The organism is Phycisphaeraceae bacterium, from assembly GCA_019636675.1.
Classification (GTDB): Bacteria; Planctomycetota; Phycisphaerae; order Phycisphaerales; family UBA1924; genus JAHBXC01.
This window is the reverse complement of sequence record JAHBXC010000002.1, coordinates 108,166-125,612: the sequence shown is the minus strand read 5'-3', so window position 1 is coordinate 125,612 and position 17,447 is coordinate 108,166. Positions and strand designations below refer to the sequence as shown.

Sequence of the window (17,447 nt, the reverse complement as noted above, 5' to 3'; positions counted from 1 at the left end):
GGCGTCGGGGTGGTTCACACGAAGTACTCGAAATCCTGCTCGGTGCGTGCGCTCTTGCGGATCACGAAGACGTGCGCCGGCGACGAATGCGGGTGCAACTCGACGTAATTCCTCGGCCCAGCCCAGAGATACCGCGCGTCGTTGAGCGCGTCGTGCGCCTGGAAACGATCATCCCAGGCCAGCCCCAGCGACGGAAGGTCGAGGTTCACGAACCCCGACTGCGTGTGGTGCGGGTCGAGGTTCACGACGACCACCACAGCGTTCTCGCCGTCGTGCGAGCGCTTGCTGTAGCAGATGATCTGGTCGTTCTCGCAGTGGTGGAACCGCAGCGTGTCGTCGCGGCGCAGCGCCGGGTTCTCGCGACGGATCCGGTTCACGCGCTCCATCACGGGCGCCAGCGTGTCGTCGCCCCCCAGCGCCCAGTGCCGCAGCTGGTACTTCTCGGAATCGAGGTACTCCTCCGACCCCGGCTCGCGCGGCGTGACCTGCGCCAGCTCGTAGGGCGGGCCGTATACCCCGTAGTTCCCGCACAGCGTCGCCGCGAGCACCAGCCGCGCCACGCACGCCGGACGCCCGCCGTGCTGCAGGAACTCGTTGAGGATGTCCGGCGTGTTGGGCCATGGGTTGGGCCGGAAGAACCGCGAGACCGGCGGGCTCGTCACCTCGCGCAGGTACTGCTCCAGCTCCCACTTGCGGTTCTTCCACGCGAAATAGGTGTAGGACTGCGTAAAGCCCAGCTTCGCCAGCGCGTACATCACCTTCGGGCGCGTGAACGCTTCCGACAGGAAAAGCATCTCGGGGTTCGTGCGCCGTATGTCGGCGATCAGCCACTCCCAGAAGCGGAAACTCTTCGTGTGCGGGTTGTCGACGCGGAACACCGTCACGCCCTGTTCGATCCAGTGCGCCACCACGTCGCGCAGCGCCGCCCACAGGTTCCGCCAGTCGTCCGTCTCGAAATCGAACGGGTAGATGTCCTGATACTTCTTGGGCGGGTTCTCGGCGTAGCGGATCGTCCCGTCGGGCAGCGCGCGGAACCACTGGGGGTGTTCCTTCACCCACGGGTGATCGGGCGCGCACTGGAACGCGATGTCCAGCGCGACATCGATCCCCAGCGAACGCGCCGTCGCGACGAACTTCCGGAAATCCTCGGGCGTCCCCAGCTCGGGCAGGATCGCCTCGTGCCCCCCCTCCGTCGACCCGATCGCCCACGGGCTGCCCACATCGTGCGCCTCGGGCGTCAGCGTGTTGTTGCGACCCTTGCGATGCACGCGCCCGATCGGGTGGATCGGCGGCAGATACACCACGTCGAACCCGAGTTTCGCGATCCGCGGCAGCCAGCGCTCGGCGTCGGCAAAGGTCCCGTGCTCCCCGGGCGTCGCGGCGCACGATCGGGGAAAGAACTCGTACCACGCGCTGAACGCCGCCCGCTCGCGATCCGCGAACATCCGCAGCACCCGCGGATACTCGACCGCGTGCGCGCGCTCGGCGTGGAGACGCATCAGCTCGATGATCTCGACGCTCGTCGCCGCGTCGACCTGCGCCCCCTGCTTCTCGGTCGCACGCTTCTCGCGCAGCTCCTTCGCCAACCCGCTGAGCGTCTTCGCGACCGGGGCGGCCCCCTTCAAGCCCCGGGCGGCCCGCTCGAGGTGGTCTGCGCCGATCAGCAGCTCGATCGCGACATCCTGGCGCGCCTCGGCGCGCTTGCGCAGGTCGCGCGCCCACGAACCGTAGCGATCCACGAACCCCACCACGGTGTACTCGAAGAACCCGAGCCGATCCGGCGTGAACGACGCGTGAAAGCGATCGTTGCCGACCGGCTCCATGCGCGTCTCGGACCAGACGCTCTCGCCCTCGCGACGGTGCAGCAGGACCGCGCCCACCAGGTCGTGCCCGTCGGCGAAGACATCCGCCTCGACGACGAACGCGTCGCCCTCGACGCCCTTGGCCGCGAAACGACCCGCGTCGATGTCCGGCTGCACGTTCTCGACGAACACGCGCGCACGCCCGTCGGCGTCGCCGGGGGGAAGGGCGCCGCCCGCGCGTCCGGCGGGCTGTGTCTTCGGGGGTTTCGGCTCGGCCATCTGCTCCGTGGCCTTCTGCTTCGTGCCGCCGGGCGACCGGCGTGGGGCGGGTGTCTTCTGAGTCATCGGCAGTCATCGCTCCCGTCATGAGGGAGGACCGAGAACCTTTCACAACAGCGCGCGCCGGAACACGACGCGGCCCGCTCGGCGCTCAGCCCAGCCGACGATCCACGCGCACAAGGTGATACCCGAACTGCGTCTTGACCGGCTCCGACACCGCGCCGACCGCCAGGTCGCCGAACACCACACGGTCGAACTCGGGAACCATGTCCCCTCGACCGAACTCCCCGAGACTCCCGCCAGACTTGCCCGAGGGACACTTCGAGTGCTTCTTCGCCAACGCCGCGAAGTCAGCGCCCTGTTCTTCAACCTGCTTCTTCAGGTCGAGGGCTTCGGCTTCCGTCTTGACCAGGATGTGACTCGCAGTGGCGCGTGCCATAGGGCTGCCTTTCTCGCTCGCGGCGGCGTGGGGGATGGGTGGGCTCGTCGCCCGTCCGAAGACTCTACACCCCCCGATCGGGACCCGGCAGTCCGCAAGACCACGCTTGTGCGGCTGAATCCGCGCACTCCGCCCCTCCGAACACGACTCCGCCACTCCCTTGACCGGGTTCGCTCGCCGGATAGTCTCAGCACCAATGACCCGCACGCCGACCAATCACGCCCACCGCCACCATCTGCATCATCACGATGCGGCCGGCGATGGCGTGAACGCGCGGGGCTGAACCCCTACCTGCGAGCACGAACCAACCAACGCCGGCCCTCGGGCCGGCGTTGTCGTTCATGGGGTACCTCCCTTTCCCCCTGAACGACCGGACACCGCGCCGCCCGAGAGGCCGGCTTTGCACCACACACGCAAAGCGAGACCTCCCGAATGTCACCCACCCAAGACACCTCCACGCTCCGCCTCGCGATCCCCAAGGGACGCATGCAGGACAACGTCCTCGCCCTCCTCGCCCAGGCAGGCGTGCGCGTCACCATGACCTCGCGCGACTACCGCCCCATCGTCTCCCTCGAAGGCGTCCAGGCGAAAGTCCTCAAACCCCAGAGCGTCGTCGAGATGCTCCACGCCGGAGCACGCGACCTCGGCTTCGCCGGCGCCGACTGGGTCGCCGAACTCGGCGTCGATGTCGTCGAGATCCTCGACACAGGCCTCGACCGAGTCCGCCTCGTCGCCGCCGCACCCGCCACCGTGCTCGTCGACGGCGAACTCCCGCCCACCGTCGCCGGGCGCCCCCTCGTCGTCGCCAGCGAATACACACGCCTCACGAAGCGCTGGATCGAATCGCGCGACATCGAAGCACGCTTCCTGCGCAGCTACGGCGCCACCGAGGTCTATCCGCCCGACGACGCCGACTGCATCGTCGACAACACCGCCACCGGCGCGACCCTCGTCGCCAACGGGCTCGTCATCCTCGACGAACTGATGATCTCCTCCACGCGCCTCTACGCCAGCCGCGACGCGATGGACGACCCCGCCCGGCGTGCGCGCATCGAAGACCTCGCCACGCTGCTGCGCTCCGTGCTCGAAGCGCGCCGGCGCGTCATGCTCGAAGTGAACGTCGACGCCGCCCGCCTCGAAGCCGTCGTCGCCGCACTCCCCTGCATGCGCGAGCCCACCATCTCGACCCTCCACGCCAGCGCCGGCTTCGCCGTCAAGGCCGCCGTCCCGCGCGAGAACCTCCCCCGGATCATCCTCGAGCTCCGCGCCCGCGGCGGCACCGACATCGTCGTCACCCCGCCCTCCCAGATCGTCCTCTGAGCGCGACCATGCCAACCACACTCACCACAGCACGCGCCGCGACCCCACCTCGCATCCTCGAGCGCATCGCCGCCATCTCGCCCTACGAGGTCGATCGCCCGCCCCAGCCCATCGACCTCTGGCTCGACGCCAACGAGGGATCGTCCTCCGACACCGCGGCCCTCGACGCGATCCGAACCATCGACGCCGACGCGCTGCGCCGCTACCCCGACGCGTCCGAACTCGAATCGCTCCTCGCGCGCCAGTTGGGCGTCGACGCAGACCGCGTCCTCGCGACCGCCGGGGGCGACGACGCGATCGACCGCCTCTGCCGCGCCACGCTCGACGAGTCTCGCACGCTCGTCACGCACACGCCCGGGTTCTCGATGATCCCAATCAGCGCACGCAAGGCCGGCGCGCGCGTCGTGGGCGTCCGCTGGGAACGCGGCCCCTTCCCGACCGACGCGTTCCTGGCGTCGATCACCGACGACACCGGCCTTGTCGCCCTCGTCACGCCCAACAACCCGACGGGATCGTCGATCCCGTTCGACGATGTCCGCGCCGTCGCAGATCGCTGCGCACAGGTCGGCGCCCTGCTCCTCCTCGATCTCGCCTACACGGAGTTCGGAGAGCGAGATTTCACGCCCGACGCGCTCACGCTCCCCAACACCGCGATCGTGCGCACGCTCTCGAAGGCGTGGGGCATGGCGGGGTGCCGCGTCGGGTTTCTCCTCGCCAACCCGCCCGTCGTCCGCGCGTGCCGCGCCGCCGGCAACCCGTTCAGCGTGAGCGCGCCGAGCGTCGCCGCCGCGTCCGCGGCCCTTCGCGACCGCCCGATCACCACCACAGACCACCCCGCCGCAGCGCTCGTGAAACTCGAACGGCGCACGATCACCGAAGCACTCGCGTCGCTACGCGTCGACGCCCTCGAGTCCGACGCCAACTTCGTCCTCGCGCGCACGCCACGCTCGCTGTGGGTCCGCGATGCGCTCCGCTCCGCAGGCATCGCCGTGCGCGCCTGGCCCGGCTCGCGCGACCTCACCGACGCGCTGCGCATCACCTGCCCGGGCAGCGACGACGCCCTGCGCCGACTCACCCGCGCGCTCGCCGCCGCCCTCTCCCCCCAGGCGCTCCTCCTCGACATGGACGGCGTCATCGCCGATGTCTCCCGCTCGTACCGCGCCGCGATCCTCGCCACCTGCGCCTCCTTCGGCGTCGAAGCGACGCCCGCCGATGTCGCCGCCATCAAGGCCCGCGGCGACGCCAACAACGACTGGCGCGTCACCCACGAGATCCTCGCCTCTCGCGACGTCGATGTCCCCTACGAACTAGTCGTCGAACGATTCGAAGCAATCTATCAGGGAACGCCGCAGCGACCCGGCCTGCGCGAGACCGAAGCACTGATCGGGAGCGCCGACACCCTCCGCGCCCTCGCAGAGCGCGTCCCCCTCGCGATCGTCACAGGGCGCCCACGCGCCGACGCAGAGCGATTCCTCGACCGCTTCGGGCTGACGCCGCTCTTCCCCGTTGTCGTCTGCATGGAAGACGGCCCAAGCAAGCCCGACCCGGCGATCCTCGACCTCGCGACGCAGCGTCTCGGCGTCGAGCGCGCCTGGATGGTCGGAGACACCGTCGACGACATCCGCGCCGCGAAGCGCGCGAGTCGCACCGTCATCCCCATCGGCGTCGTGGCGCCGCAGGACGACCCCGCCCCCACCGCCGCGTCCCTCCTGCGATCCGGCGCGTCGCGCGTCGTCGACTCCCTCGCCGATCTCTCGGAGATTCTCCCGTGAACCAGCGCACCGCTGAACGCACACGCGTGACCCGCGAAACCAGCATCCGCCTCAGCGTCAACCTCGACGGCGTGGGCGAATCATCCATCTCCACCGGCCTGGGCTTCCTCGACCACATGCTCGCTTCCCTCGCCCTCCACTCGCGGATCGACCTCTCGCTCGCCTGCGAGGGCGACCTGCGCGTCGACGACCACCACACCGTCGAGGACTGCGCGCTCACGCTGGGCGACGCGATCAACGAGGCCCTCGCCGATCGCGCCGGCATCACGCGCTTCGCCCACGCCTACGCGCCCCTCGACGAGGCCCTCGCGCGCGTCGTCGTCGATCTCTCGGGACGCCCCAGCGCGTGCGTGAACCTGTCGCTCGTCCGCGAGCGCCTGGGCGATGTCGCCACCGAGAACCTGACCCACTTCTTCGTGTCGCTCGCCACCACGCTCCGCGCGTCGCTGCATGTCGATGTGCTCCGCGGCGAGAACGATCACCACAAGGCCGAAGCCGCCTTCAAGGCCCTCGCCCTCGCCCTGCGCGCCGCGATCGCGCGCGACGGGACATCGCTTGTCCCCAGCGCCAAAGGGGTGCTGTGATGCCCGCCGTCTCCATCGTCGACACGCGCCTCGCGAACATCGCGTCCATCCTCGCCGCGATGGAGCGCCTTGGGCTCGACGCGCGCATCGTGGACGCACCGGCGCAGATCGCCAGCGCCGATCGGCTCATCCTCCCGGGCGTCGGCTCCTTCGGCGCCGCGATGGAGCGTCTGCGCGCGCTGGGCGTCGTCGACGCGCTGCGCGAACGCATCGAGTCCGACCGCCCCACGCTCTGCGTGTGCCTCGGCATGCAACTGCTGTTCGAGTCGAGCGAGGAATCACCGGGCGTCGAAGGGCTGAGCGTCGTCCCCGGCGCGATCCGGCGCTTCCGATCGCCCCCACGACGCACGCACTTCGGCTGGAGCGCCGTCACGCTCGGCGACGAGCGCACGATCGTGCAACCGGGCTACGCCTACTTCGCGCACTCGTACTGCGCAACCGACGCGCCCGCCGACTGGTCCACATCCCGCGCCGCCTTCGGCGAGCCCTTCATCGCCTCGATACAACGCGGCACAACCCTCGCCTGCCAGTTCCACCCCGAACTCTCCGGCGCATGGGGCCTGTCGCTCCTCGCGCGATGGGCCGGCGTCCAAGCACCTCTCACCACTCAGACTCTCCTCGCGGAGTCCGACGCATGAACACGCTCTCCACCACACGCCGACTGATCCCATGCCTCGATGTGCGCGACGGGCGCGTCGTGAAAGGCGTGCGCTTCGCCTCGCTGCGCGACGCCGGCGACCCCGCGCAGCGCGCCGCGATCTACGAAGCGCAGGACGCCGACGAGATCGTCATGCTCGATGTCTCCGCGACGCTCGAAGGGCGACCCGCCCTCCTCGAGACCGTGCGCGCCGTCCGGCGCGTGCTCTCCATACCCCTCACCGTCGGAGGCGGCGTCCGCACCATCGACGACGCGCAGGCCCTGCTGAACGCCGGCGCCGACAAGGTCTCCGTCAACTCCGCCGCCGTGCGAGGGCCCTCGCTGCTCGCCCGCCTCTCCGACCGCTTCGGCGCGCAGTGCGTCGTCCTCGCGATCGACGCCGTCGCAACCGGCGACTCCTGGCGCGTCGCGACGCGCTCGGGCAGCACGCTCGAAACGCTCGACGCCGCCGACTGGGCGTCTCAGGGCGAAGCACTCGGCGCCGGAGAGATCCTCCTCACCAGTTTCGACCGCGACGGCACCCGCAGCGGCTACGACCTCGGCCTTCTCCGGACAGTCTGCGCACGCGTCGGAATCCCCGTCATCGCGTCGGGCGGCGCATCGAGCGCTGAACACATCGCGCAGGCCTTCGACGCCGGCGCCGACGCCGCGCTCGCCGCCTCCATCTTCCACGACAACGACACATCCATCCGCGAAGTCAAACGCCTGCTCGCCGCCCGCGGCATCGAGGTGCGACCGTGCTGATCCCCTCCATCGACCTCCTCAACGCCAACGCCGTCCAACTCGTGGGCGGGCGCGATCTCAAGATCGACGCCGGCGACCCGCGCCCCATCGCGCAGCGCTTCGCCCTCGCCGGCGAGATCGCCGTCGTCGACCTCGACGCCGCCCTCGGGCGCGGCGACAACACGGACACCATCCGCGACCTCCTCGCCATCGCCCCCTGCCGCGTCGGGGGCGGCATCCGTGACGCCGACAGCGCGCTCCGCTGGCTCGACGCCGGCGCGACCAAGGTGGTGCTGGGCACCGCCGCGACGCCCGAGGTGCTCTCGCGCCTGCCGCGCGAGCGGACGATCGCCGCCCTCGACTGCGTCAACGGCGAGGTCGTCGTCGACGGCTGGCGCACGAAGACCGGCGCCGGCGTGCTCGAGCGCCTCCGCGAACTGCGCGAGTTCGTGGGCGGATTCCTCGTCACCTTCGTCGAGCGCGAGGGGCGCATGGTCGGTCTCGAGCGCGAACGCATCGAGGCGATCGTCGACGCCGCGGGCGACGCACGCGTCACCGTCGCCGGGGGCGTCCGCGACGCGTCGGACATCGCGCTGGCCGACTCGCTCGGCGCCGACGCGCAGGTGGGCATGGCGCTCTACTCCGGTTCGCTCGACCTCGCCGACGCACTCGCCGCCCCGCTCACCACCGACCGTCCCGACGGGCTCTGGCCCACCATCGTCTGCGACGAACGCGGCGTCGCCCTCGGGCTCGCCTACTCCAGCGCCGCGAGTCTCCGCGAAGCAGTCGCCACGCGCACCGGCGTCTACTGGTCGCGCTCGCGCAACGCCCTCTGGCGCAAGGGCGCCACCAGCGGCGCCACGCAGCAACTCCTGCGCATCGACCTCGACTGCGACCGCGACGCCCTCCGCTTCACCGTTCGCCAGACCGGCGCCGGCTTCTGCCACACCGGCACACGCACCTGCTTCGGAGACGCACGCGGACTCGACGCCCTCGCCTCCGCCGTCGCGCAGCGCGCCGCACAGCCCGTCGCCGGCTCCTATGTCGCGCGCCTCCTCGCCGACCCCGCCCTGCTCCGCGCGAAACTCCTCGAAGAAGCGTGCGAACTCGCCGACGCGCCCACGCGCGAGAACGCCTCCGACGAAGCCGCAGACCTGCTCTTCTTCGCGATGGTCGCCATGCAGCGCCGGGGCGTCACACTCGCCGACGCGGAGCGCACCCTCGACCGGCGCGCTCTCAACATCTCCCGACGCCCAGGGAACGCGAAACCCGCCGATCTCGCGCCCTCAGCAGGAGCGCCGCAGTGAACGCCCTCACACTCGCACGCCTGACACCCGATCGCATCACCTCACTCCGCCCCGACGCGCTCGACGCGGCCACACTTGCCGGAGCGCGAGAGATCGTCGACGCCGTGCGCCGCGAGGGCGCCGATGCGCTACGCCGCTACGCCGTCCGCTTCGGCGAGCGCTCCGAGTCAGACCCGCTGCTGCTCGACCGCGAAGCGATGACCGCCGCGCTCGACCGCCTCGACGCGCCGACGCGCGCCGTGCTCGAGCGCACCGCGTCGCGCATCCGCGCGTTCGCCCTCGCGCAGCGCGCGTCGATCAACGATTTGGACATACCCGTGCCCGGCGGGCGCGCGGGCCACACCATCGAGCCGATGTCCAGCGCAGGCTGCTACGCGCCGGGCGGGCGCTACCCGCTGCCCTCGAGCGTGCTGATGACCGCCATCACCGCGCGTGCCGCGGGCGTGGGGCGCGTCGTGGTGTGCTCGCCCAACGCGAGCGATGCCATGCTCGCCGCCGCCGCGCTCGCCGACGCCGACGCGTTCCTCGTGGCCGGGGGCGCGCACGCGATCGGCGCGCTCGCCTACGGCTTCGACGGATTTGACCCGTGCGACATCGTCGTCGGCCCCGGCAACCGCTGGGTCACCGCCGCCAAGCAACTCGTCAGCGCCGACATCGCGATCGACATGCTCGCGGGCCCCTCCGAACTGATCGTGATCGCCGACGACGCCGCCGATCCGGTCGTCGTCGCGGCCGATCTGCTCGCGCAGGCCGAGCACGACCCCGACGCGAGCGCCGGGCTCATCACCACGGATGAAACCCTCGCGCGCAAGGTCGAGCGCGAACTCGCGCGCCAACTCGAAACCCTCCCCACGCGAGACACCGCCGAGGCGTCGCTGCGTGAACACGGGTTCATCTGCGTGGTCGACTCTCTCGACGCGGCCGCCGCGACCAGCGACCGATTCGCGCCCGAACACCTCCAACTCTGCGTGCGCGAACCCGATGCGCTCGCGCGACGGATCCGCCACACAGGCGCGGTGTTCCTCGGTGAACGCACCGCCGAGGTCTTCGGCGACTACGGCGTGGGCCCGAACCACACCCTGCCAACCGGGGGCCTCGCCCGGCGCACGGGCGGGCTCAGCGTCCTGCACTTCCTCCGTGTCAGAACCTGGATCCGGATGGACGCGTCCGACGAACGCAGGGATGATGGTGTCGCGACCGACGCCGCCTCGTTGGCGCGTCTGGAGGGGCTTGAAGCCCACGCGAGGGCCGCCGAGGCCAGACTGCGCGTCGCGCCCGCGCGATGAAATCGGAGCACGGAGTGACGCAACAATCGGCAGCAGTGACGACCCTCCCCCTGACAACCCCGGGCGTGCGTGAACGCCGCGCCCTCACCGACACACTCACGCCTGTCGCGCGCGCCGCCGAACTGGTGGCGCTCTTCTACCTCGTCCCCACGATCTACTGGCTGCGCCTCATCGACTGGCCCTTCTTCACGCTCCTCCTGCGAGGCGCGCTCGTCACCTTCGCGTTGCTGCTCGTCACCCGCGTCTTCGACTGGGCGTGCCTCTGGCGCATCCGCGCCGCGCTCCGCGAGTTCCCACGCATCATCGCAACGTTCGCGCTCGGCGCCATCGCCATGATGGCGATGGTCCTCGCGTTCCTCCCCGACGCCTACTTCGCATTCCCACGCCAGCGACCCGACATCTGGATCATGGTGATGATCTTCTACCCGCTGGTCAGCGTGTACCCCCAGGAACTCATCTTCCGCGGCTTCTTCTTCGACCGCTACCGCGACCTTTTCCCCACCCGCTGGGGCATGATCCTCGCCAGCGGCGTCACCTTCGGCTATGTCCACATCATCTTCGAGAGCTGGGCCAGCGTCGGCCTCACCGTGATCGGCGGGATCCTCTTCGCGTGGACCTACGACCGCACCCGCTCGGTGCTGGCCGCGTCGTTCGAGCACGCGCTCTTCGGCTGTTTCGCGTTCACCGTCGGGCTCGGCGCCCTGTTCTATACGGGCGCCGTGCGCTGAGCGATCAGCGACCCGTGAAGAACCGCTTCATGACATCCCCGGCGCTCAGCGCGCGGAGTTCGTCGCGGGTCTTCTGATCGAGTTCCTCGAAGTCGCGCACCTTCGGCGCCGCCACGAGTTCGATGTCGTCGACCTCCCCCACCCGACGCAGCCCCATCGCGCCGCTGCCAGAGACCGTGACCACCCAGCGCCCCTCGCTGAAGCGCCGATACACCGTCTGCCCGCGCTCGAGCGACGGGTCATCCCAGTCCACCTGGATCAATTCCGCGTCGATCACCAGCCCGCGCTCGGGGGGCGTGCGATCGTCGAACAACCGCCGGATCAGCACGCGCCCGTCCTTCACGACATAGTCGATGAACACCTCGCGCGTCGGGTCGAGCGTGGTCGGGATCTCTCGCAGCGCACCCGCCGGCGTGCGCACGCGCACGCTCATCGAGTCGCCCTTCACCAGCAGTTCCGTGACCGCCGCTCTGCGCACGGCGTCATTGAACTGCGATCGCAGCGACTCGTACTCCCCCGCCAGCGCCGCCAGGCGCTCGCGATAGACCGCCGCCTCGACATCGGCGCGCACGAACCGGTACCCCGCCAGCGTGGCCAGCAGCGTCAACGCGCCCACAACAACCGTCAGCAGCACTCTCGTCATCGGTGACTCTCCCTTCGGCTTACCGCGGGTCAACGCTGGAGTTCCGAACAGCCCCCGACCCTCGCTACCATCCCCCTGCATGAGCGACCGACCCTGGGAAGGACGCGCGATCCTCCATGTCGACATGGACGCGTTTTTCACGTCCGTCGAGCAGCGCGACGACCCGGCGCTCCGAGGAAAGCCCGTCCTCGTCGGGCACGACGGCCCGCGCGGCGTCGTCGCCGCCGCCAGTTACGAGGCCCGGAAGTTCGGTTGCCGCTCCGCGATGCCCATGGCCGTCGCCAAACGCCTCTGCCCCCAGGCCATCATCGTCCGCGGCAAGGGCGACGCCTATCGCGAAGCCAGCGACAGCGTTATGGAGATCCTCGAATCCTTTTCCCCCCTCGTCCAGCCCCTCAGCATCGACGAGGCCTTCCTCGATGTCACCGGAAGCGTCCGCCTGCTGGGCCACCCGATCGAGATGGCGCGCGAGATCAAGCGCCGGGTTCGTGAGACGACGCGCCTCACCTGCTCCGTCGGTGTCGCGTCGTGCAAGTTCGTCGCCAAGATCGCCAGCGACCTCAACAAACCCGACGGCCTCGCCGTCATCGAATCGGACCGCGTGCGCGAGGTCCTCTGGCCCCTCGACGCGAGCGTCATCCCCGGGCTGGGCCCGGCGTCGCAGTCGCGCCTCTCCCGGCTGGGCATCCGGACCGTCGGAGAGATCGCGCAGACCAGCGTCGCGACGCTCGAGCGCGCCTTCGGCTCCTACGGCGAGCGCCTGCACGCCCTCGCCAACGGGATCGACGACCGCCCCGTCACGCCCGATCGCGAAGCGAAATCCGTCGGGCACGAGCAGACCTTCGGCGAAGACCTAACCGACCCGGACGCCGTGCGCGCCGTGCTGCTGGCGCAGGTCGAGGATGTGGCGCGCCGCCTGCGCCGGAAAGGGCTGAAGGGTCGCACCGTCACGCTCAAGATCCGCTTCGGCGACTTCCAGACCATCACGCGCGCAGCGTCGATGGACTCGCCGACCGATCAGACCGAAACCATCTGGCAGATCGCCAGTTCGCTCTTCGAATCCTGGACGACGAAGGAAGGGTTCCGCCCCGTACGCCTGATCGGCGCCAGCGTGGGCAACATCGGCGAGCAGACGCAACTGGGCCTGTTCGCCGTCGAAGAACAGACCAGGCGCAGCGGCGTCGACAAGGCCACCGACGCGATCGTCGAGAAGTTCGGGAAGGGCGCCATCAGGCGCGCGTCGGCGGCGGACCGTCGGAAGCGCGAGTGAACGCGACGAGCGCATCGACCCGCGCCGCCGCCTCGCGCAGGCGCTCTTCGGGAATCGTCCCGTCCTCCACCGCCCGCGCGATCGCCCCGGCCATCTCGGGCGCTGGGCACGCGCGAACCGCTCCGGGCATGTTGTTCGCATCGAGCGCGAGGTCCGCTCCCGCGCCGATCGCCCTCGCCGCGGCCTCCCCAGCCGGGAACCGATCCGTGACGGCGCGCATGTCGAGCGAGTCCGTCACGACCACGCCATCAAACCCCAGCCGCTCGCGCAGCACCCCGGTCGTCCACACGCGCGAGAGCGACGCCGGTAAGTCCGCGTCCACGCCCCGGTGCAGCAGGTGCGCCGTCATCATCGCGAGATTCTCCTCGTGCGCGAGCGCGACGAAGGGCGCCAGTTCGCGAGACTCGCGCCACGCCTCGGTGATATCCGGCAGGCCCAGGTGGCTGTCGGACGACGCGCTGCCGTGGCCGGGGAAATGCTTCGCGCACGCGACGACCCGCGCCTCCCGGTGCGCCTCGATCGATTCCAGCGCGAGCGCCAGCACGCGCGCCGGCTCGCTCGCGAACGACCGTCCCTTGGCCGCGATGATCGGCGACGCGGAATCGATCGCGAGATCGACGCACGGCGCGAAGTTCATCCCGATGCCCAGATCGCGGAGCTGCGCCACCGTCGCGCGATGGTGCTCGGCACGCTCGTGGAGCGACATCATGGCCAGATCGGCCGCCGAGGGGGACTCGACGAACCCGCGCTCCGCCCTGAGTCGCTGGACCGACCCGCCCTCCTGATCGATCGCGACCAGCAGGTCGTCGCCCAACGCCTCGCGAAGGAACGCGATGAGGTCTCTCACCTGCGAAGGCGACTCGATGTTTCTCGCCCCCCCGGACGGGACATCCCTGTCGAACAGAACCACGGCGCGGCACCCGGCTTCGCGGCACGCGTCGACATCACGCTTCAGCGCGTCGTCTCGCGCAGAGGCGCCGCGCACGCCGACCATGATCGTTCTTCCCGCGAGTTGACGCATCGAGTCACGCCGCACGCGCCGGCGCCTTTCCGACAAGACAGACCGCGAACGACAGCGCAAACCCGATCGCCATGCGCCACCCGAGCGAGAAACGGGGGAGATCCTGCGCGACACCCCTCGCCTCGAGCATCGCCGGCCCGAACTGCAGGGCCGCGACGCTGAGCACGCCCACACCGAACGCCGCGAAGCACGACGCGTTCGACCCGCGCTTCGTGAAGAGGCCCGTCACATACACCGCGAGCAATCCCGTGTAGGCGTACATCATGACGCCCAGCGCGAAGGGCAGCACGCCCTCGCCGCTCGCGCGCTGCAGGGGCACGCACAGGCACGCGAAGCCCGCGACGGCGACCGCCGCGAGCACGACGCCCAGCCGCGCCAGGCGCGTCGCGTTGCGCTCGCTGAGCGAAGGCCGCGCCGGCTTCACGAGGTCGCGCACGAACGACGCCGACATCGCGTTGAGCGCCGAATCGAGCGACGCCATCGCCGCGGCGAACAGCCCGGCGAGCGCGAGCCCTCGCAGACCCGCCGGCATGTCGCGCAGCAGGAACTCGAGGAACACATCCGACGCCTTCTCAGGCGCCGGCACGCCGGCGGTTTGGTGATACACAAAGAGCAGCAACCCCACGATCAGGAAGCAACTCGACACCATCGCGCCCAGCACGATCGCCAGCAGCAGTGACGACGAGCCCTTGAACGCCGACTTGCAGGTGAGCGTCCGCTGCACCAGGTCGTGGTCGGTGCCGTACGCGGCCGCATTGAACAGCGTGAACCCGATCAAGGCGCTCCAGATCGTGAAGGGCAGCGCCGGGTCGGTCCGCGTGTCGAGCAGCGTGAGTTTCGATGACCCGTCGGCAGCGGTCGACTCTCGCAGCAGGCCCACGATCTCGCCGGACGACAGAGGGATGGCGTTGAGCAGCACGATCGCGCTGGCGGTGATCGCGACGACGAGGATGAGCACCTGCGCGCAGTCCGTCCAGATCACGGCGCGGATGCCGCCCGCCACGGTGTACGCCGTCGCGACGAGCGTGACGATGCCCACCGACAGCAGGAGGTTGTGGGCCGAAGTATCCCCGAAGACCAGCAGCGAGACGGGCATCGCCGCGAGGAACAGGCGCACCCCGTTGGCGAGCATGCGCCCGACGAGGAACATCGCGCTGGCGCCGCGCTGCGTGGGCGCGCCGAAGCGCTGGCCCAGCAGTTCGTAGATACTCGTCACCTGCGCGCGATAGAACGCTGGGATGAAGAACAGCGCGACGATGAGCGCGCCCAGGATCGCGCCGAGGTTGAGCGAGAGGTAGGTCAGATTGCCCGCGAACGAGTCGGCCGGCCCGCCGATGAAGGTCACCGCCGAGAGCGAGGTCGCGATGACAGACACCGCCGCCGCCAGCACGGGCACGCGCCGCGACGCGAGAAAGAAGTCCGACGATGTCTCGCGCTTTCGCGACGCGAGCACGCCCACGATTGCGACGAACACGAAGTACCCGCCGATCACGAGAATATCGGGGATCGCAAGCCGACCGGACTGCGCGAGCGTGGCGAGGCCCGTCATGCGTTCCCGCCCAGCGCCGCGCGCAGCGACCCGTCGTGCGACGCGAGCGCACGCTCGGCCGCTTCGCGCGTCAGCCCAGTGCGCCGCATCAGGATCGCGGTCTTCGCGCTCCCCCCCGCCTCGTCGAGCAGCATGAAGCACTCCTCGCGCGCCAGGCCCGTGAGTTCCGCGACGATCCGCGCCGCCCGGTCGCGCAGTTTCGCGTTCGTGGCGCGGACATCCACCATCAGATTCTCGTACACCTTGCCGCAGCGCACGAAGAGCGTGGTGGTGATCGTGTTCAGGACGAGCTTGGTCGCAGTCCCGGCCTTCATTCGCGTCGATCCTGTGACAACCTCGGGCCCGGTGTCGACGACGAGAAGGTGATCGACGGCACGCACGCTCGCGAGCACCGGCGCGCAGGTCAGCAGCCCCGTCACCGTGCCGCTCGTCTTCGCGTGCGCCACGCCGCCCAGGACGAAGGGCGTCGTCCCGCCCGCCGCGATGCCGAGCACCGCGTCGTGGCTCGTCAGCGCGAGCGCGTCGAGCGCGTCGTGCGCACCGTTCGGATCGTCTTCCATGCCCTCCGACGACTTCCGCAGCGCCGCGTCGCCCCCGGCGATGATCCCGACAACCCGCCCCGGCTCGGCGCAGAATGTCGGGGGGCACTCGCTCGCGTCGAGCACGCCCAGGCGCCCCGAGGTCCCGGCCCCTAGGTACACCAGCCGCCCCCCGGCGCGGAAACCCGGCTCGATCGCGTCGATGAAGGCCCCGATCGCCCCGCCGGCCCTCCCGACTGCGCCGGCGACCGTCGCGTCCTCCTCGTTGATCAGTCGGACGCACTCCGCGACCGACAGGGCGTCCAGCGACGATGATCGCGGGTTGCGCCGCTCGGTCGAGACGCGCGAACGGTCGGGCGGGATGTCGCGTGCGCCGCTCATCGCTGGTTGGGCCTGGGATCGATCCACGCACCAGAGATCGGCGCGTCGCCCCTCGCGCCGGTAACGGAAGCCAGCGTGATCGGCACGCGATCAGCACAGAGCGCGCCGAGCACCGCGAAACCCGCCGCCTCGCGGTGCGCCGCCGGGACGCCCAGCGCGTCGGTCGTGACGACGGGCGTCTCCGGGCACGCGCGGGCGATCTCCCTCACGAGGGCGGCATTCCTGGCGGACCCCCCGGCCAGCAGAACGCGCCCAGGAACGGGCGAAAGCGCTCGAAGGGATTCCCCGATCACCATCCCGACGGCGCGCGTGACAGAGGCGACCAGATCGTCCCCGGCGCACGAGCGCGCCGCCGCCGCGATCATCGCTGTCGCCTCGTCGCCGCTGCCGAGCGACCGACCCTGCCCGCGCTGCGCGCCCAGCGCGTCGAGGACCGCACTCACGACCGAGTCGACCGGGCGCCCGCGCAGCGCGCCGGCGCCGCCCTCGTCGAACGGTCGCCCCAGCGCGAGGCGCGCCGCGGCGTTGAGCACATGGTTGCAGGCGCAGACATCGAACCCGCGCACGCGCTCGGGGCCGCCACCCGCCGGGAGCAGCGTGAGGTTGCAGAACCCGCCGAGATTGACGACGGCGCGAGTCTCGCCCGCGGCACGAAAGAGCACCCAATCGGCGATGGGCGTGATCGGCGCGCCCTGCCCGCCGCACGCGAGATCGGAGCCGCGCAGGTCGTACACCACAGGGCGCCCGACGGCGAGCGCGAGCGGCCAGGGGTTGAAAAGCTGCAGCGAATCGGGCGGCGCGTGGTGCACCGTCTGCCCGTGCGCGCAGACAAGATCGGGAAGGCGCGCCCGGGCGATGAGGTCTCGCGCCGCGATCGCGTGCAATACGCCCAGCTCGCGCGCCGCCCCGACCGCGCGGGCGATGGGCAAGGGCGCCCCGGATGAAAGCTCGCCCAGCGTCGCGCGCAGCGGCTCGGGCAGGCCGATCGAGACGGTCGCGTCGATGGAGACGAGGCGCATCGCCAGACCGTCGCCCTCGAGGCGCGCCGCGGCCCCGTCGAGCGCGTCGAGCGAGGTGCCGGTCATGAAGCCGAAGACTGTCCGCGTGGTCACGCCGGGATCATCGCATGAAGTGCGTCCGCCTGCA

Annotated in this window: 17 protein-coding genes; 9 read left to right on the top strand and 8 right to left on the bottom strand. The window is 70.5% G+C overall.

Annotation, left to right across the window (positions count from 1 at the left end; translation table 11 throughout):
• Positions 1–14: 14 nt before the first annotated feature.
• The 3 genes from KF684_07230 to KF684_07220 form a co-directional block, all read right to left on the bottom strand.
• Positions 15–2,147 (bottom strand): alpha-1,4-glucan--maltose-1-phosphate maltosyltransferase, encoded by a 2,133-nt coding sequence (locus tag KF684_07230; GenBank protein MBX3352711.1) that lies wholly within the window; start codon positions 2,145–2,147, stop codon positions 15–17.
• A gap of 85 nt (positions 2,148–2,232) precedes the next feature.
• Positions 2,233–2,520: a peptidylprolyl isomerase gene (locus KF684_07225; GenBank protein ID MBX3352710.1), complete on the bottom strand. Its 288-nt coding sequence runs from the start codon at positions 2,518–2,520 to the stop codon at positions 2,233–2,235.
• Positions 2,521–2,707: 187 nt separating this feature from the next.
• The gene (locus KF684_07220; GenBank protein MBX3352709.1) at positions 2,708–2,863 is read right to left on the bottom strand and encodes a hypothetical protein; all 156 of its coding nucleotides are present in this window, start codon (positions 2,861–2,863) and stop codon (positions 2,708–2,710) included.
• An 89-nt stretch (positions 2,864–2,952) separates the two neighbouring features.
• Between KF684_07220 and hisG the strand changes: the two genes are divergently transcribed.
• Genes hisG through KF684_07180 form a run of 8 tightly spaced genes read left to right on the top strand, consistent with a single transcriptional unit; the run spans position 2,953 to position 10,898 of the window.
• The gene (gene hisG, locus KF684_07215) at positions 2,953–3,840 is read left to right on the top strand and encodes an ATP phosphoribosyltransferase (GenBank protein MBX3352708.1); all 888 of its coding nucleotides are present in this window, start codon (positions 2,953–2,955) and stop codon (positions 3,838–3,840) included.
• Between the two features lie 8 nt (positions 3,841–3,848).
• The gene (locus KF684_07210; GenBank protein ID MBX3352707.1) at positions 3,849–5,612 is read left to right on the top strand and encodes a TIGR01548 family HAD-type hydrolase; all 1,764 of its coding nucleotides are present in this window, start codon (positions 3,849–3,851) and stop codon (positions 5,610–5,612) included.
• Positions 5,609–6,196: an imidazoleglycerol-phosphate dehydratase HisB gene (hisB, locus tag KF684_07205; GenBank protein ID MBX3352706.1), complete on the top strand. Its 588-nt coding sequence runs from the start codon at positions 5,609–5,611 to the stop codon at positions 6,194–6,196. The genes KF684_07210 and hisB overlap by 4 nt, the downstream gene beginning before the upstream one ends.
• Positions 6,196–6,834, top strand: coding sequence for an imidazole glycerol phosphate synthase subunit HisH (gene hisH / locus KF684_07200; GenBank protein MBX3352705.1), 639 nt, complete (start codon positions 6,196–6,198; stop codon positions 6,832–6,834). Before hisB ends, hisH begins: the two co-directional genes overlap by 1 nt.
• Entirely contained in the window at positions 6,831–7,598 is a 768-nt protein-coding gene (gene hisF / locus KF684_07195; protein MBX3352704.1) for an imidazole glycerol phosphate synthase subunit HisF, read from the top strand. The genes hisH and hisF overlap by 4 nt, the downstream gene beginning before the upstream one ends.
• A complete protein-coding gene (gene hisE, locus KF684_07190) occupies positions 7,592–8,884 on the top strand; it encodes a phosphoribosyl-ATP diphosphatase (GenBank protein MBX3352703.1) in 1,293 nt (430 codons plus the stop codon). Before hisF ends, hisE begins: the two co-directional genes overlap by 7 nt.
• Positions 8,881–10,170 carry a histidinol dehydrogenase gene (hisD, locus tag KF684_07185; protein ID MBX3352702.1) on the top strand — a complete coding sequence of 430 codons (1,290 nt, stop codon included), beginning with the start codon at positions 8,881–8,883 and terminating at the stop codon, positions 10,168–10,170. The genes hisE and hisD overlap by 4 nt, the downstream gene beginning before the upstream one ends.
• Positions 10,171–10,205: 35 nt before the next feature.
• Complete coding sequence (locus KF684_07180; protein ID MBX3352701.1) at positions 10,206–10,898, top strand: CPBP family intramembrane metalloprotease; 693 nt, start codon at positions 10,206–10,208, stop codon at positions 10,896–10,898.
• Positions 10,899–10,902: 4 nt separating this feature from the next.
• Here KF684_07180 and KF684_07175 read toward each other — a convergent pair whose 3' ends face one another.
• Positions 10,903–11,541, bottom strand: coding sequence for a hypothetical protein (locus tag KF684_07175; protein ID MBX3352700.1), 639 nt, complete (start codon positions 11,539–11,541; stop codon positions 10,903–10,905).
• Between the two features lie 79 nt (positions 11,542–11,620).
• On the opposite strand from KF684_07175, the gene KF684_07170 reads away from it, so the two are divergent.
• Entirely contained in the window at positions 11,621–12,811 is a 1,191-nt protein-coding gene (locus KF684_07170) for a DNA polymerase IV (GenBank protein MBX3352699.1), read from the top strand.
• Here the strand turns inward: KF684_07170 and KF684_07165 are convergent.
• The 4 genes from KF684_07165 to KF684_07150 are packed head-to-tail and all read right to left on the bottom strand — an operon-like array spanning position 12,771 to position 17,413.
• Positions 12,771–13,832 carry a glycoside hydrolase family 3 protein gene (locus KF684_07165; protein MBX3352698.1) on the bottom strand — a complete coding sequence of 354 codons (1,062 nt, stop codon included), beginning with the start codon at positions 13,830–13,832 and terminating at the stop codon, positions 12,771–12,773. The genes KF684_07170 and KF684_07165 overlap by 41 nt on opposite strands.
• A gap of 4 nt (positions 13,833–13,836) precedes the next feature.
• Entirely contained in the window at positions 13,837–15,381 is a 1,545-nt protein-coding gene (locus tag KF684_07160; protein MBX3352697.1) for a hypothetical protein, read from the bottom strand.
• A complete protein-coding gene (gene murQ / locus KF684_07155; GenBank protein MBX3352696.1) occupies positions 15,378–16,301 on the bottom strand; it encodes an N-acetylmuramic acid 6-phosphate etherase in 924 nt (307 codons plus the stop codon). Before murQ ends, KF684_07160 begins: the two co-directional genes overlap by 4 nt.
• Positions 16,298–17,413: an anhydro-N-acetylmuramic acid kinase gene (locus KF684_07150; GenBank protein MBX3352695.1), complete on the bottom strand. Its 1,116-nt coding sequence runs from the start codon at positions 17,411–17,413 to the stop codon at positions 16,298–16,300. The genes murQ and KF684_07150 overlap by 4 nt, the downstream gene beginning before the upstream one ends.
• Positions 17,414–17,447: the final 34 nt, after the last annotated feature.